The organism is Bradyrhizobium stylosanthis (genome assembly GCF_001641335.1).
Taxonomy (GTDB): Bacteria; Pseudomonadota; Alphaproteobacteria; order Rhizobiales; family Xanthobacteraceae; genus Bradyrhizobium; species Bradyrhizobium stylosanthis.
In genome coordinates, this window is the sequence record NZ_LVEM01000001.1 from 1,323,163 (window position 1) to 1,338,522 (window position 15,360).

The 15,360-nt window shown below is 64.1% G+C and carries 17 protein-coding genes; 4 read left to right on the forward strand and 13 right to left on the reverse strand.

Annotation, left to right across the window (positions count from 1 at the left end):
• Positions 1 to 218: 218 nt before the first annotated feature.
• From A7X65_RS06535 to A7X65_RS06550, 4 genes are all read right to left on the reverse strand, one after another.
• The gene (locus A7X65_RS06535) at positions 219 to 575 is read right to left on the reverse strand and encodes a hypothetical protein (RefSeq protein ID WP_063683458.1); all 357 of its coding nucleotides are present in this window, start codon (positions 573 to 575) and stop codon (positions 219 to 221) included.
• Positions 576 to 758: 183 nt separating this feature from the next.
• A complete protein-coding gene (locus tag A7X65_RS06540; RefSeq protein WP_063683459.1) occupies positions 759 to 1,640 on the reverse strand; it encodes a DUF2147 domain-containing protein in 882 nt (293 codons plus the stop codon).
• A gap of 244 nt (positions 1,641 to 1,884) precedes the next feature.
• Entirely contained in the window at positions 1,885 to 2,706 is an 822-nt protein-coding gene (locus tag A7X65_RS06545; protein ID WP_156527671.1) for a hypothetical protein, read from the reverse strand.
• Between the two features lie 548 nt (positions 2,707 to 3,254).
• A complete protein-coding gene (locus tag A7X65_RS06550) occupies positions 3,255 to 4,046 on the reverse strand; it encodes a transporter substrate-binding domain-containing protein (RefSeq protein ID WP_063684829.1) in 792 nt (263 codons plus the stop codon).
• 111 nt (positions 4,047 to 4,157) lie between these two features.
• Here A7X65_RS06550 and A7X65_RS06555 point away from each other — a divergent pair, with 111 nt between their 5' ends.
• The gene (locus A7X65_RS06555) at positions 4,158 to 4,655 is read left to right on the forward strand and encodes a DUF1993 domain-containing protein (RefSeq protein WP_063684830.1); all 498 of its coding nucleotides are present in this window, start codon (positions 4,158 to 4,160) and stop codon (positions 4,653 to 4,655) included.
• A gap of 57 nt (positions 4,656 to 4,712) precedes the next feature.
• On the opposite strand, the gene A7X65_RS42510 is transcribed toward A7X65_RS06555, so the two are convergent.
• The 6 genes from A7X65_RS42510 to A7X65_RS06585 form a co-directional block, all read right to left on the reverse strand.
• Positions 4,713 to 5,231, reverse strand: a complete 519-nt coding sequence (locus tag A7X65_RS42510; RefSeq protein ID WP_063683461.1) for a hypothetical protein — start codon at positions 5,229 to 5,231, stop codon at positions 4,713 to 4,715.
• A gap of 169 nt (positions 5,232 to 5,400) precedes the next feature.
• On the reverse strand, positions 5,401 to 6,390 hold the full coding sequence (locus A7X65_RS06565; protein ID WP_063683462.1) for a hydroxyacid dehydrogenase: 990 nt from the start codon (positions 6,388 to 6,390) through the stop codon (positions 5,401 to 5,403).
• A gap of 36 nt (positions 6,391 to 6,426) precedes the next feature.
• On the reverse strand, positions 6,427 to 7,527 hold the full coding sequence (locus A7X65_RS06570) for an ABC transporter ATP-binding protein (RefSeq protein ID WP_063683463.1): 1,101 nt from the start codon (positions 7,525 to 7,527) through the stop codon (positions 6,427 to 6,429).
• Positions 7,528 to 7,533: 6 nt separating this feature from the next.
• Positions 7,534 to 8,445 carry a carbohydrate ABC transporter permease gene (locus tag A7X65_RS06575; RefSeq protein WP_063683464.1) on the reverse strand — a complete coding sequence of 304 codons (912 nt, stop codon included), beginning with the start codon at positions 8,443 to 8,445 and terminating at the stop codon, positions 7,534 to 7,536.
• Entirely contained in the window at positions 8,445 to 9,383 is a 939-nt protein-coding gene (locus A7X65_RS06580) for a carbohydrate ABC transporter permease (RefSeq protein WP_063683465.1), read from the reverse strand. The genes A7X65_RS06575 and A7X65_RS06580 overlap by 1 nt, the downstream gene beginning before the upstream one ends.
• A 154-nt stretch (positions 9,384 to 9,537) precedes the next feature.
• Positions 9,538 to 10,878, reverse strand: coding sequence for an ABC transporter substrate-binding protein (locus A7X65_RS06585; protein ID WP_063683466.1), 1,341 nt, complete (start codon positions 10,876 to 10,878; stop codon positions 9,538 to 9,540).
• Between the two features lie 516 nt (positions 10,879 to 11,394).
• Between A7X65_RS06585 and A7X65_RS06590 the strand changes: the two genes are divergently transcribed.
• Positions 11,395 to 12,222: a Spy/CpxP family protein refolding chaperone gene (locus A7X65_RS06590; protein WP_063683467.1), complete on the forward strand. Its 828-nt coding sequence runs from the start codon at positions 11,395 to 11,397 to the stop codon at positions 12,220 to 12,222.
• Positions 12,223 to 12,334: 112 nt separating this feature from the next.
• Entirely contained in the window at positions 12,335 to 12,712 is a 378-nt protein-coding gene (locus tag A7X65_RS06595) for a response regulator (protein WP_063683468.1), read from the forward strand.
• 90 nt (positions 12,713 to 12,802) lie between these two features.
• Here A7X65_RS06595 and A7X65_RS42515 read toward each other — a convergent pair whose 3' ends face one another.
• From A7X65_RS42515 to glk, 3 genes are all read right to left on the reverse strand, one after another.
• Positions 12,803 to 12,958 (reverse strand): hypothetical protein, encoded by a 156-nt coding sequence (locus A7X65_RS42515; RefSeq protein ID WP_167358211.1) that lies wholly within the window; start codon positions 12,956 to 12,958, stop codon positions 12,803 to 12,805.
• 158 nt (positions 12,959 to 13,116) lie between these two features.
• Entirely contained in the window at positions 13,117 to 13,320 is a 204-nt protein-coding gene (locus A7X65_RS06600; RefSeq protein ID WP_063683469.1) for a hypothetical protein, read from the reverse strand.
• 143 nt (positions 13,321 to 13,463) lie between these two features.
• Positions 13,464 to 14,435, reverse strand: a complete 972-nt coding sequence (gene glk, locus A7X65_RS06605) for a glucokinase (RefSeq protein ID WP_063683470.1) — start codon at positions 14,433 to 14,435, stop codon at positions 13,464 to 13,466.
• 283 nt (positions 14,436 to 14,718) lie between these two features.
• Here glk and pncA point away from each other — a divergent pair, with 283 nt between their 5' ends.
• Positions 14,719 to 15,345 carry a bifunctional nicotinamidase/pyrazinamidase gene (gene pncA / locus A7X65_RS06610; RefSeq protein WP_063683471.1) on the forward strand — a complete coding sequence of 209 codons (627 nt, stop codon included), beginning with the start codon at positions 14,719 to 14,721 and terminating at the stop codon, positions 15,343 to 15,345.
• Positions 15,346 to 15,360: the final 15 nt, after the last annotated feature.

A 15,360-nucleotide genomic window follows, 5' to 3' on the forward strand; every position in this document is an offset into this window, starting at 1 on the left:
TGATATGTTTCCCTCGAATGCTCACCGGGGCGCCCGGGCTGGTTCGGGGTTTGGTCCTGCGCAGTACTGAGTCTGGGGCGTCCAGACGAGAGCCACGTAGCTGGGAAATCATAGCCGACTTTCGGCCGGATGGAAATCCTGCCGGTTACGATTGTCATGTTTCTTCGGTGGTGGAGGGCAGGCGCTCCTCTACTCTTCCAAGATCTGCCGTGCTCCTACTACATCCGCTCCGCCGTCCAGGTGCCCGTGCACAGCGCGCCGCGCCAGGTGCCGGAGCCGGAGGCGCCGCTGAGCCGGCCGAAGCCGACGGCGCGTTTGATGCCGGTGCTCAGGGTGACGTTGATGCTGCCGGCGTCCGCCACGCGGCCCGAGGCCGTCACCGCGGCGCTGCTTGATGCGATCTGACCATTGTTGATGCCGATCGCGACGGTCGCGCCATTGCCGCAGGTCTCGCTCGACGACGAGATGCGGACATTCCATGTGCCGTCGAAGCTGCTTGTCGCGGCAGACGCCTGCGTCAGCGGAAAAGCGATGGCGACAAGAGTAGCGAAGAGTCCTCTGCGAAAGCCGTGCATGGCACGCCCCTGTGGTTGACCATGCCGGGGAACGTGGCACGCCGCGTGGAACCGGCGATGTGAGGGGGCTCACGCCTGCAAGCGGCTCTGTGAGGTGGCTCACCTCGCCATGACATCGCGAAGCCAAGCAAAAGGGGCCCGGATCACGGGCCCCTTGTTTTGGTCAGAGCGTCGAGGCCGAACTCAGTTCACCCGCGTCCAGGTCTGGCCGCCGCAGAACATGCCGCCGAAGGCGCAGCCCTGCACGCGCAGGCGGTCGGTGCCCTTCATGGCGATCGTGGAGTCGTAGGTCGACCCGCTGTTGGGATCGAGGATGCGGCCGGACCATTTCTGGTCCTTGCCGGGCTTCATGTTGATCAGCACCTGCTCGCCGTTCTGGTTCGATTTGCTGTCGACCGAATAGCCGCAGAGATTGCTGCCGCATTGCTCGATGCGGACCTTGCCTTCCTTCTCCTCGGTCAGCCAGACGCCGAGCGGCGAATTGAGATCGCGCGTGGGCGCGGCGGCCGGAGCCGGCGGAGCAACTGCTGCGGACTGGACCGGTGCGGGGGCCGGCGCCGGCGGCGGGGCCGGGGGTGCGGGCGGCGCGGCTGCCGCTGTGGCCGGCGGCGGTGCAGGCGGTGCCGCCGGAGCGGCCTGCTGCTCGGCGGGAGCGGGGGCCGGAGGCGGTGCGGGTGGAGGCACGAGAGCCGTGTCGCCCGGAGCGGCGTTGGCGGTCGCGGGCGGTGGCGGAGCAGGCGGCACCGGAGGCGGTGCGGCCACGACGGGCGCGGGAGCCTGCGTGGCGACGGGCGGAGCTGCGGCCGGAGCAGGCGGGGGCGCCGGTCCGGCCGGCGGCTGCGGATCGACCTTGGCCTCCTGCGGCTGCTGGCCCGGCGCCGTCTCGTTCTTCTTGGTGGTCTTCTTGGCCTTGCCCTGGCCGGTATTGTCGTACACGCCGGGGATCTGCACCGTGCCGCGGTCGGGATCGATGCGGATGGTGCGCCCGCCATATTCGAAGGTGTACTGCGCCTGCGCGGCAGTGCTCGCCAAAAGGAATGCGGCCGCGGCCAACAGCTTCCTCATTTCCATCTCCTGAACAGGTGGTCCCCGCACCGACACTTACGCGCCGGCTTCATTCCAAAACGTGATCTAGATCACTGTCTCGGTATGAGTCGCCGTCCCGCTGTTCCGGGTTCAATAGGCGAGGGGCCGGCCACGGCCACGGCCTGCATCTCACACTGAAATATTTGGAGAGGATCGCACTGGCGCCCGGGATGGACGCGCCAGCGACGCTGGTGTTGATCAGGAAGGACGTGGCTTAGGCCCCTCAATTACCTGGCTCGGACAGCATCGACAGTTGGAACTGGATGATCCTGGGTCCAATGACAACTGGCATAACATCAGTGTTGGCGACCGTCGCGCGGGACACGATGGCAAAGGGAATTCGTCCGGCGTTTTCTTGCTGGTCGGTGGACAGCGAGATCACACCGAGGAAGCCGCCCCGATAAGTGCCTAACCGCTTGTCACCCGCAATGAAGATCCATCTGTTTTCAATCTCACTCAGAGACCCAATCTTTATCCGAGCCTGCGTATCGCGGCTGAACTTTGGCTCGGTGGACGTAGCGCTTCTCACGCCGGCCGAGGGCATGTAGGCCCACATGTCTCGTCGTGGAGCGCCAATGGTCGTGTTGAAGGTTTCCGGCGAATAGCCCGCAACGTAAGCGGTCAGATTTGTTCCTGACCGCGTGTATACACCCGTGAGCCAAATCGTTCCGTCGATGTCCCATATCACGTCGATGTCCTTGAGGGGAGGGGACTCGGCGTTTGCCTTCTGAGAGGCGCTCGGCGCCCGCTCTTCGCTCGTTGCAGTCGCCCTCGCTCCCAGCCCGAACGCTGCGGCACCAATCGCGAGCACGCCGATGATGACAAACGTTACGATGAAGTACCAGGAATCCAAGGCTCTCCTCCCGCTCGCCGTTCGATGGACGTGCCATCGATGGACGTAATGAAATGCAGGGAGTGATAGCATCAGGGTGCCGGCCCCCGCCAGAGTTGCGGCGATGCTTGAGCTGGTAAATCCGCTCACCTGAGCAGCGAGCGCGAGCACGTAAAATGCTGCTGACGGTGCAAATTCAAGGATCTTGTTCACAGGCTGCCTTTACCCCCTTGGGCCATTGCGGCAGCCAAGATGTACCCGATCAAGGTTGCATATTCAAAAGGAGTCGCTGCTTCCGCCCATGGCGTCTGCGCCTCGCTGGGGCGAGATGCGTATCCTGATCAGCGCGGTCGGCAATCGGAGTGCCGCGAACCGCTGTTCGGCCTGTGCGAACGTCGGGCAACTGTGAAGGTGAAGTAGATACATCGGCCGGCTCATGTCGCCTCCGCTTTCAGCTGCAGCGTCTCGCCCCGGATCTCCGCGCGGCCGTTGGCGAGCGGCGCGATGAACGGGTCGATTTTGGCCGTGCCAGCAACCTGCTTGGTCACCAGCCGGCATTCCCGCGCCGTTCGTTCTCGACGTTGCCGTCGACCCACGACATCAGCCCCTGTCCGCCATGCCAGAACGTTGCATCGGCGAGCTTGAACTCGAGTCCATAGCCGGTCCAACGTGTGGCGGAGACGAGCGACAGGAGGACGCGGCCTGGAGCGCCGTTCCCCTGGAATCGGAACGGCGCGCGAGCTCCAACGCGTGAAAGCGCCCTAGTCGAACCAGGCGGCGTAGATCTTCCTGTAGCTGCCGTCTTCCATGGAGATGTGCAGCCACTGGTCGACGAAGGCCTTGAACGCCATGTCGCGCTGGAGCCAGTAGGCCTTCTCCGAGAAGTCGAACGGCTTTTCCGGATGCACCGCGCAGAGCACGCCGGCGTGCTGCTTCTGCTGGTAGCGCGTCTCGGAGGCGTCCGTCATCATCAGGTCGGCATTGCCCTTCGCGATCTCGTCGAAGATCACGGTGTTGTCGGCGAACACGGTGATCTCGGCGTCCTTGATGTTGGCGCGCGCGAAGCGCTCGTTGGTGCCGCCGGGATTGACGATGACGCGGGTGCCCTTCTTGTCGATGTCGGCGATGCTCTGGTACTTGCCGACGTCGCCGCAGCGCGTGATCGGCGTCTTGCCCTCGCGCATGATCGGCATCGAGAAGAAGCCCTTCTTCTGCCGGTCGAGCGTCACCGACACGCCGCCCATGGCGATGTCGAACTGGTCCGCCTCGAAATCCTTCATCAGCTTCGGCCAGGCTGTCGCGACGTATTCGACCTTGACGCCGAGCGCCTTGCCGAGCGCCTCCGCCATGTCGACGTCGAAGCCGCTGAACTGCTGCGTTGTCTTGTCGAGATAGGTGAAGGGCTTGTAGTCGCCGGTCATGCCGACCCGCAATGTGCCGCGCTTGACGATCTCGTCGAGGCGCGAGGGCGCCTGCTGTGCCTGCGCCGAAAGGTTTGCCAGCAACGCCACGGCCAAAGCCGTCACGATTCGAACGGATATTCGAACGATCATCTTTTCCACCCATGCCCGAGCTGTCATTGTGCAGCTCTTCAGACGTGGATTTAGACCAGATGCCCGCCGCTGGCGAGGCGGAATTGAAAGGAATGCCGGGTGACGATCTCGATGTACGAGGCCTCGGTCGGCCTCTTCGTGCCGAATTTGCGCAACCTGTCGGTCCTGCTCGACAAGGGTGTTGCCTATGCGGAGGCCCGCAAGTTCAATCCGGCGGTCTTGCTCGGCATGCGCCTTGCGCCGAACATGTACGATCTGGCGCAGCAGATCGGCGAGGCCTGCCGCCACGCCACCGTCGCGCCGGCCCTGCTGGCGCAGCAAGAGCCGGTGGCGCTGCCGGTGCTGGAGCACGACATGGCCGGGCTCCAGGCGCGCATCGCGACCTCGATCGAATTCATCGAGAGCCTGCCGCGCGCGGCGATCGATGCCGCGGCGGAGCAGAACGTCTTCTTCAAGCTGAAAAACGGGACCGAGTTGCCCTTCACCGGGCGGACGCTGCTGCTGACATTCAGCGTCCCGCAGTTCTTCTTCCACGTCACCACCGCCTACGACCTGTTGCGGCACGCGGGCGTCGAGCTCGTGAAGAAGGATTATCTCGGACGGAAATAGCGGGAGGTGGGATGGGCACCTCTCCCCGGCCGGGGAGAGGTCAAGATCATGCGGGCGTCAGGATTCGCCCTTGCGCTCGAACTCGGCGAGCGAGCTGCGACCGGCGATCTCGCTGCGTAGCAGCTCGAACCGCCTGTTCGCCTCGTCCTCGTGCGCGTCGACGAAATGCACTGCGGCCTCGCTCGTCATGGGTCCGCTGACCACAGGCGCGGATTGCTCGCCGATGGTCTCGTGGACGTAGTACTGCCCGTCATCGCCGCGATGAACCGTCCATTTGAGGCGGATCGCCACCATCGGCCCGGGCCCGACCTTGCTGTAGCCGTCGGCATCGGTGTGCTCCGGCACCAGCGGCTGCTCCTCGACCACGGGATGCTCATCGGCGACCACATGCTCGTCGGCGGAGGCTGAATGCTCGCTCGTGACCGTATCCTCGTTGGCGTCCGTATCCTCGTGAGCGACCGTCTCCTCGTCGGCGGCCGCCGCTTCGGTGTCGCGGGCGACGAGGGCGGGCTCGGGGTGCTCCAGGATGCTGGCGATGGTCGCCAGCGCGTGGTCGGTCGGGTCGATCTCTGACAAGGGTCCATCCTCCAGCTCGACGCGGCCGGCAAGTCTGTCCCACTGCCGCCGCGGCCGGGAACATTACGCAGGTTTGATTAAGGCTGAGTTGGGGCCCGATCTGCACCAAAATGGGACGCTTTCTGGCGGTCCGAAGGCGGGCAGCGTGGGCGGCCCGCCTTCGTTGAGCTCAGCCGAGCACGTCCTGATTGATGACGTTCTGCGTGATCGGATCGCCGTCGAGCACGCTCAAAATGTTGCGCGCGGTCTGCTCGCTCATGCGCTGCACCGCCTCGACGGTGACGCCGGCGACGTGCGGAGCCATGATGACGTTGGGCAGCGCGAACAGCGCATTGCTGACCGGCGGCGGCTCCACCTCGAACACGTCGATGCCGGCGCCCGCGAGCTTTCCGGACACCAGCGCGTCGTACAGCGCAGCTTCCTTCACGATGCCGCCGCGCGCGGTGTTGATGAGATAGGATTTCGGCTTCATCCGGCCGATCCGCGCGGCGTCGAACAGGCCGACGGTCTCCGGTGTCTTCGGGCAGTGGATGGTAACGAAATCGGCGTTCGGCAGTGCGGCGTCGAGATCGGTGACCGGTTCGCATCCGGCCGCCTTGATGTCGGCCGCGCCCTTGTAGGGATCGTAGACCTGCACCTTCATTTCCATCGCCAGGCAGCGCTTGGCGGTGCGGCTGCCGATGCGGCCGAAGCCGATGATCAGCACGGTCTTGCCGTAGAGATCGAACGGCAGCATCCCAAGCCGGTTAGCCCATTGGCCGTCCTTGACGCAGGAATGCATTTCCTGGGCGCGCTTGGCGAGCGTCAGCATCATGAACAGGGCCTGCTCGGCGACGGACGGCGAGTTCGCGCTGCCGGCGACCATCAGCGGCACCTTGCGGCGGGAGAGGGCGGGGACGTCGACGGCGTCATAGCCGACGCCGATGCGGGTCACCACCTTCATGTCCTTGGAGGCCTCGAGCTCGGTCTCGCCGAAGGCGGTGGCGCCGAGCGCCACGCCATGGACCGGCGCATGGCTCTTCAGCATGGCCTCGAAATCCCCGGCCGAGATCAGATTCGAAAACTCGACGAGCTCGATATCATCCCGCTGGGTGAGGAGGGCGCGTGCCCCTTGCGACAAAGTTTGTGTAACGAAAATCTTCTTCTTGTTGGACGCCATCGCTCCCCTGCCTGCCTTGCGTTTCTTGAGCCGGCGTCACAGGACGGCGCCGGTCTCCTCGTTTAGCAGGTGCATGTTGTTGAGGTCCATCGCCAAACGCATGGGAGCCCCGTCCTTGGCGCCGGCATTGGGATCGACACGGCCGCAGACCGGCGTGCCGTCGAGCCCGAAATAGACCAGGGTCTCCATTCCCATCGGCTCGGTGACATCGAGCACGGTGTCGAACGTCTCGATGCCCGGCCCCAGATGCGCATGCGCCTCGGTGAGATGCTCGGGCCGGATGCCGAGCAGCAGCTTGTCGGTCCGCGGCAGCGCGTTGTAGCGCGCGGCGCGGGCCGCCGGCAGCGCGAAGGCGATGCGGTCGGTGAGACGAAGCTGAAGCGTGCCGCCGACATCCTCGAGGCGGCACGGGAGGAAGTTCATCGCGGGCGAGCCGATGAAGCCCGCCACGAAGCGCGTCGCCGGCTTGTGGTAGAGCTCGTTCGGCGTCCCGATCTGCTCGATCTTGCCCTTGTTCATCACCACGACGCGATCGGCCAGCGTCATCGCCTCGACCTGGTCGTGGGTGACGTAGACCGTGGTGGTGCGCACCTTCTGGTGCACCTTCTTGATCTCGATCCGCATCTGCACGCGGAGTTTCGCGTCGAGGTTGGACAGTGGCTCGTCGAACAGGAAGACCTTCGGATTGCGCACGATGGCGCGGCCCATCGCGACGCGCTGGCGCTGGCCGCCGGAGAGCTGCTTCGGCTTGCGGTCGATCAGGTCGGTGATGTCGAGGAGCCGGGCGGCTTCCGTCACGCGGGCCTTGATCTCGGCCTTGGGATAATGCTTCAGACGCAGCCCGAACGACATGTTCTCGGCGACCGTCATGTGCGGGTACAGCGCGTAGTTCTGGAACACCATCGCGATGTCGCGATCCTTCGGCGGCACGTCGTTGACGACGTCGCCGCCGATCATGATGTCGCCGTCGCTGATGTCCTCGAGCCCGGCGATCATGCGCAGGGTGGTCGACTTGCCGCAGCCGGAGGGGCCGACCAGCACGATGAACTCATGGTCGGCGATATCGAGGTCGATGCCGCGCACGGCTTCGACATCGTCGTAACGCTTGACTACCTTCCGCAAAGCAACGTCAGCCATGAGTCATCAACCCTTTGTCGCACCGGCGGTCAGGCCGGCAATGTAGTAGTCCATCAGGAATGCGTAGATGATCAGCGGCGGCGCGGCGCCGAGCAGCGCGCCGGTCATGATCTGTCCCCAGTTGAACACGTCGCCCTTGATCAGCGTGGTGGTGATGCCGACCGGCAGCACGAGCTGATCGACCGACGTCGTGAACACCAGGGGGTAGAGGAACTGCGCCCAGGACACCGTGAAGGCGAAGATGGTCGCGGCGATCAGCCCGGGCAGCGCGACGGGGATGAAGATCCGCGTCAAGGTCTGCAGCCAGGAGGCGCCGTCGATGAGGGCGGCCTCGTCGAGCTCCTTCGGGATCGAGGCGAAATAGCCGATCATGATCCAGGTGCAGAACGGCACCGTCAGCGTCGGATACACGAACAGCAGCACGTACCATCGGTTGAGCAGCGTGATACCGGTCACGTCCTGGACCACCCCGAGCATCTTGAACAGCGGGATGAACAGAAGGCTGTCCGGGATCAGGTAGGTCAGGAAGACGCCGGTAGCGAGCGTCGCCGAACCCCAGAATTTCATCCGCGCCAGCGCGAAGGCCGCGGGGATGCTGATCAGCATCGTCACGATGACGACGACGATCGACACGATCGCCGAATTCCAGAAGAAGCGCAGGAACTGGTTCGAGGTCAGGAGCTCGACATAGTTAGACAGCGTCGGGTGGAACACCCACCAGGGATTGGTGGCCGCCGATATCTCCGCGCTGCTCTTGAGCGAGGTGATCAGCATGTAGACCGGCGGCGTCAGGAAGAAGATCGCGAACAGCACCAGGAAGAAATAGGACCAGCGCAGTGCCCAGGTGCGGTCGCGGCTCATGCTGCCGTATTTGACCTTGCGGGAGGGGCCGGCCTTGTCGATTGCAAGCGTGCTCATCAGGCTTCGTTCCCGCGTTTGTTGACATCGCGCAGGATGAAGATCGCTGCGACGGCGAGGATCGGCACCATGAACAGCGAGACGCAGGCGCCGAGCGGAATGTCGCTGCTCTGGATGCCGACCTGGAACGCCCAGGTGGCGAACAGATGCGTCGTATCCAGCGGGCCGCCTGACGTCAGGATGCGCACGATGTCGAAATTGGCGAAGGTCACGATCAGCGAGAACAGGGTCGTGATCGCGATGATGTTGCGCATCATCGGCAAGGTGATGTGCCAGATCTTCTGCCACCAATTGGCGCCGTCGATCGACGCCGCCTCGTAGAGCTGGTCCGGCACGGATTTCAGGGCGGCGAGATACATGATCAGGAAGAACGGCGCGCCGTACCAGACGTTGACGAGGATGACGGAGAAGCGCGCCCAGAAGGTGTCGCCGAGCCAGGGGATCGGGCCGACGCCGAAGAAGGACAGCGTATAGTTGAAGGCGCTGTAGGAAGGATCGAACAGCCACAGCCAGGCCAGCGTGCTCATCGCCGGCGGGATCACCCAGGGCACCAGCAGCATGCCGCGCCATTTGCGCTGCTTCTTGCCGGGAATGTTGTGGACGAAATGCGCGACGATGAAGCCGATCAGCGCCTTGAAGATCACGGCGGTGATCGCGAAGATGCAGGACTGCTGCACCACCATCCAGAACGTCTCGCGCTTGAACAGGAAGGTGAAATTGCCGAGGCCGACGAATTTCGTCATCGCCTTGTTCAACGTCGCCAGATAGAGCGAATAGAAGGCGGGGTAGAGCACCAGCAGCGCGATCAGGAGGATCAGCGGCAGCGTCAGGAGGAACGCGACCGTCGATTTCCGCCCCAGCGTATTGCGCAGGCTTGATCCCTTACGCGCGCCCGTCGCACGGGCGACGGGACCTCGCTCAACGACGACATCGGCCATGTCAGCTTCCTTGAATCAGCTCTCTTGAGTGCTTCTCTTCGCAGACTTCCAACTGCAAAGCCGGCCGTTCGGGCGGCTTCGCAGGCATGCGCATCCGATGATGGGATGCGGACGGCTCGCGCACGCGGCGCGAGCCGTCCTGTCCCATCGCGGTCTAGCTTCGCATGAAGCCTTCGCACTCGCCTTCGGCCCAGGCGAGCGCCTGCTCCATGGTTTCGCCGCGCGCAAAGCGCAGCGCCATCTTGGTCAGCGTCGCCTGGAAGTAGATCTGTTGCGCGATCTTCGGCGGCGCCGGCGACGCTGCGATCGACAGCGTCTGATGCTTGTAGGGGTCCGGATAGTGGAAGAGCGTTCCCTTCGGCGGACCTTCCTCCTCCCATGTCTTGAACTTGGTCATGTTCGCGTAGGCCGGCAGGTCATAGCCGCCGCTGACTGCCACGAACTTCTCGATCGACGAGGGCGAGGACATGTGAACGAGCAGGCTCTTGGCGGCCTCCTTGTTCTTGCCGAAGCTCCAGACGCCCCAGAAGTAGGGCAGGTACGGTGCGAACCGCCCCTTCGGACCGGACGGGAAGCCGTGCGTCCAGCACTGCTCGGCGACCTGCGGCGCGTCGCGCTTGGCAACGGCCCACGCGCTCGGCGGATTGAGGATCATCGCGCCGCGGCCGGAGATCAGCCATTTGTTGTTGGAGGCGTCATCCCAGGACGGCGCATCCGGCGGCAGGAAGGCGATCAGCTTCTTGTAGAACTCCATCGCCTGGCGGACCTGGTCGGTCTTCACCGTGATGTCGCCCTTGGCATTGACGAGCTCGGCGCCGAACGACTGGAAGATCGCGCCGGCGGTGTCCACGCTGTCGGTGGTCTCGCCCATGCCGATGCCGAACGCGAAGCCCGCCTTCTGGCAAGCCTCGGCCGCCTTCAGGAAGGTCTCCATGGTCCAGTTCTCGACCTTGGGCGGGCCGCCGGCCGGATACATCTCCTGCACGTCGATGCCGGCGTGCTTCTTCATCAGGTCGATGCGGGAGCAGGGGCCCTTGATCTGGCTGCCGGGTGTCGCAGGCACTGCGAGCCATTTGCCGCCCGACTGCCCGAGATATTTGACGGTGCCGTTCACCTCGCCGTTCTGCTTGAGCAGCGGCTCCATGACGTCGTTGAGCGGCTCGAGATTCTCGGCGTAAGCCTGCGGCCACCAGCTCGGCATTTGCAGGATGTCGTGACCGGACTTGGCCTGCGCTTCGGCGGCGGCGGTCAGCTCGATCTTCTTGTTGTTGCTGGTGATGTAGTCGATGGAGACTTCGACCTTCTCCTTGGCGGCCCATTCATTGACGAGATCGGTCGAGGCCTTGTTGGCGCCCGGCACCCAATGGTCCCAGAAGCCTATCGAGAGTTTGCCGGCGGCGTAGGCGCCGCGGACGTAAGGCGCTGAGATCAGCGCCGCGGAGGACATTGCAGTGGCAGCCACAAATTGACGTCGCGTCAGTGTCTTTCGTGACATCTCGTTTCCTCGCTTGGGTGTTTTATTGTTCTGGGTTTCCTCTGAACTCTTCCGAGTTTTGCTTTTGATTTTCTTGTTGGCGTTTCTTGTTGATCGCTGCTTGATCGCGTCTTGCCGGTGCCGTCAGCGCCGATCCCGATCATGCGCCGCGCGACAAATTGGTAGCGCGATCAGATCATGATTGATTGCGTCTGTCGAGAAAGCCGAACGGCGTTTGTCTAGAACTAACGTTGTGCCCTGATGCGCGGCAGCGCCTTGCGTTGCTGTGCGCCGGACGCAAGCCGGCGTTGGCTTCTTTTGCGCCGCACACGTGGCGTCAGCCGCGCGGGAACGCTCCGTGCGCAATTACGCCGCAGTTTCGAATAAGCCTGCATAACCGCTTCGCGCGAAAGACTTTTCGGGCGTGGACAGCGATTGGCTGCGTCTGGACCTCGAAGCGGCGAAAACGATAGAGTTGCAACCGGCGGGAAGCTCCCACCCCGACAGAGGCCAATCCGTTCGACGATGGAGACGAGAATGATCGACCCGGCGCCGCCAGCGCGGCTTCACCTGCGACGATGGCTGGCGTTGGGGAGCGTGCTCACAGTGCTGCTCGGCGCGGCCGCAGTTGCCAATGCTCAAGGATTGGTCAAAGGCGTACAGGAGGGCGCGGCGGCCGGGAACAAGGCGGCCGGCCCCGTCGGTGGCGTGCTTGGCGGCGCGATCGGCGGCGTGGTCGGCGTGTTCACCGGCGTGCTCGGTGTCGGCAACAACAACAATGCCAGTCCGCCGCCCGCTGCCAACAAGGACGCCAGCAAGGATTCGAAGGACGCCAAGCAGCAGGGCGCCGGCAAGGACAAGGACGCCAAGGACACAAAGAGCGCCAAGGAGAATGCCAAGGCTGGCAAGGGCAGCAAGGCGAGCAAGGAAGCCAAGAACGCCCCGCAGGATGCCAAGGACACCAAGGACAAGGACGTCACCGTCCTGACCCAGCCTGGCGCGCCGCAGCAGACCGCCGAGCAGATCGTCGCCAACAGCGATTCCTATATCGAGCGGATCAAGACCGAGCTGAATCTCACGCCCGACCAGGAGAAGCACTGGTACGGCTTCTCGAGCGCAATGCACTACCTCGGGCATAATGGTGCAGAGCGGCTCAACCTGCGGGTTGCCCGCGCCAAGCGCGATCCGCCCGACGACATCATCGAGCAGATGCGCAACGAGGCGCAATTCCTGATCGACCGCGCCTCCGACCAACGCAACGTCGCCGACGCTGCCGAGCCGCTCTATTCGAGCCTCGACGACAAGCAGAAGCAGGTCTTCATCCAGGAGATGGTGCGCCTCAGCCACGAGCGCGGACTGGATTGATCAAGTTGAATCGGATTGCGGGCGCCTGAATTAACGGCGCTCGCCACGAATTCGTGAATCCTCTCCGCGATTCGGGTATGGTTAGCTTCGCAAGGCTGACTGCGGGGGTGATATGGCGGACGGACTCTCCGTTTTCCTGGTCGAAGACGAGGCGTTGATCCGGATGATGATGGCCGACATGGTGGAAGAGCTCGGCCACCACGTCGTCGCGGAAGCGGACAATGTCCGGGACGCGAGCGCCTTTGCGATGACCGCGCAATATGATTTCGCCATCCTCGACATCAATCTCATGGGCCTCTACGTCGATCCGGTCGCCGACCTGATCGAGCGCCGCGGCAAGCCGTTCCTGTTTGCCACCGGCTACGGGCCGGAATTGCTGCCCTCCTTGCTCCGCCGCAGGCCCATCCTGCGCAAGCCGATTTCGATCGACCGGCTCAAAGCGATGATCGATTCGATGTTTCCGGAAGCCACTGCAAAAGCGCCGCACTGAGCCGAGGCGCCGGACGACGGCGGAAGGCACCGCGCCAACGAAAATGGCCGCCCGAGGGGCGGCCATGTCGCGAAAGGAATTTGTCCCGGCTCACATCAGGCCGGCGCTGAGATCGATGCCGCGCGCCATCAGGCCGAGCGAGGCGAGAAGGCCCGCGCAGCAGAACAGCAAGATGGTCTTGAACGAAGAATTGGCAAAACGCGTTTCGGCGGCGACCGGCATTGCGGCAAGCGAAAGCATGCTCATGTTCATTCCCCCCTGTGTTGATCCTGAATTGCATCAGGTGAGGGAACTCTTAGAGCAAAAAGTTTGACGCGAGCTTGCGAGGGATCCTTAACGGAATCGCAATCGGTACGCATTGTCGCGCGTGCCGACAGCGACTCACACGCTACGGCATTGCAGGCTCAGCTGCGGCCGTTCTTCAGCACGGTGGCGATGGTATGCGCGGTCATGGCGGCGCGATCCGAGGCGCGCTGGGCGGCCAGCCGGTCTCGCGCCTTTTCCTCGATCAAGAGCTCGATCAGCGCGCGCCGCTTGTCCTCGTCGTCCGCCTCGGTCAGCAGGCGATGATAGCGGTGATAGTCGAATCCTACGTCCTGCTTACGCATGTCACGCCCCCGCAACTAACGCCACACACAGGCGCGAATTGTTTCCCATCGGAAACAAAGGGGCAAGCAGGATCGCGCGTGGAACCGCGTGTGCACTGCAATCAGCTGTGAATAGTTAACGGACCGGACAGCCTCGGTCGTGCTCAATCCGGATTGTGGTCGGCAAACGTCTTCAGGCCGAGGAAGCTCGCATCGGGCTTGGTGACCAGCCGGGTCGGAATGTTGCGCAGGTAATCCTGGAAGCGTCCCTTGGCTTCGAAGCGCGCGCGGAAGGCCGAGGCCGCGAGGAATTCCGGGAAACGCGGCACGATCCCGCCGGCGATATAGACGCCGCCACGGGCGCCGAAGGTCACCGCGAGATTGCCGGCGACCGAGCCGAGGATGGCGCAAAACATCTCCAGCGTCGCGCGGCTGTGCACGCAGCTGCCGTCCAGCGCCGCCTTGGTGATGGCGGCGGCATCGCGATGCGGCACCTGGGCGCCGTCGACCTCTGCCAGAGCTTCGTAGAGGCTTTGCAAGCCGGAGCCGGAGAGGGCGCCGCGCTCGATCGAGACATGGCCGAGGCGCTGTCGCAAGGCTGCGATGACGCGCTCCTCGCGCTCGTTCTCAGCCGGAAGCGTCGCGTGCCCCGCCTCGGTGACGACGGCGAGCCGCGCCCCGTGGCGCTCGACCAGGCAGGAGACGCCAAAGCCGGTTCCGGGGCCGACCACCAGCAGCGGTTCTCCGGACAGGCCGTCCTGTCCGCCGAGCGGAATGAGGTCCGCCGGCTGCAAGGCGGGCAGGGACCAGGCCACCACCTCGAAATCATTGAGCACGTGGACGCTGTCGAAGCCGAGCGCCGGCTGCAGTTCGTAGCCGTCGATGACCCAGGGACTGTTGGTCATGACGCAGCGATTGTTGGTGACCGGGCCCGCCACGGCCAGCACGGCGCGCGGGGGCGCCTCGCCACCGGTCCGGCGCGCCAACACATCGGCGATGGCTTCCCGAACCGTCGGGAAGTCGGCGACCTTCACATAGTCGATGGCCCCGATCTGGTCGCCCTGGCCCAGCGCGAAGCGCGCATTGGTGCCGCCGATATCGGCGAGAAGAATTTGGCCTGTCTTGCCGATACCCATGTCCTGCTGATTCCGATGCCCTGCGGCTGCCGCGGCCTTTCCGGCCTGCGGGAACCCTTGTCGCGGTTGCTGATCCGGTCCGCAACTTGCGAACGGTTCGAGAATCCTCGCCTGATTGTGCCTAGTCAACACGGAGGATGCCAAACCGTTGCATACTCATGACGCGCATTGGCTCGGCGCGACATCGCCACACGCTGTCGGTGGTTGCGAAGCCGGGCCGGAAGATCGACATTGAGGGAGCGCCGGGCACTTCGACGTCCGGCGGACGGAATGGAGCCTTGCGATGAAGATTGCCGACCGCGACGTGCTGCTGGTGATCGACGTGCAGAACGACTTCTGCACCGGCGGGGCGCTGGCCGTGCCTGGCGGCGAGAAAGTCGTGCCCGCCATCAATCGCATCGCCCAAAAATTCGCCAATGTGGTGCTGACCCAGGACTGGCACCCGGGCGATCACGTCTCCTTCGCGCAAAATCATGCCGGCAGGCAGCCGTTCCAGACCATCGAGCTCGATTATGGCACCCAGGTGCTGTGGCCGACGCATTGCGTGCAGGGCACGGACGGCGCTGAATTCCACCGCGCGCTGGACGCCTCGAGGGCGAACCTCGTGGTGCGCAAGGGATTCCGCCGCGGCATCGATTCCTATTCGGCGCTGTTCGAGAATGACCACAAGACGCCGACGGGCCTGCTCGGCTATCTGCGCGAGCGCGAGCTCAGAACCGTTTTCGTCGCAGGACTGGCGCTCGACTTCTGTGTCCGCTTCTCGGCTGAGGATGCCCGCAAGGCGGGGTTCGAGGTCGTCGTGATCGAGGACGCCTGCCGCGGCATCGACCTCGACGGCTCCATGGCGGCGGCCCATCGGAGCTTCGGCGAACACGGCATTTCCGTCATCAGCTTCGAGGCGTTCTTGTGAGGCGCGCGAGATGGA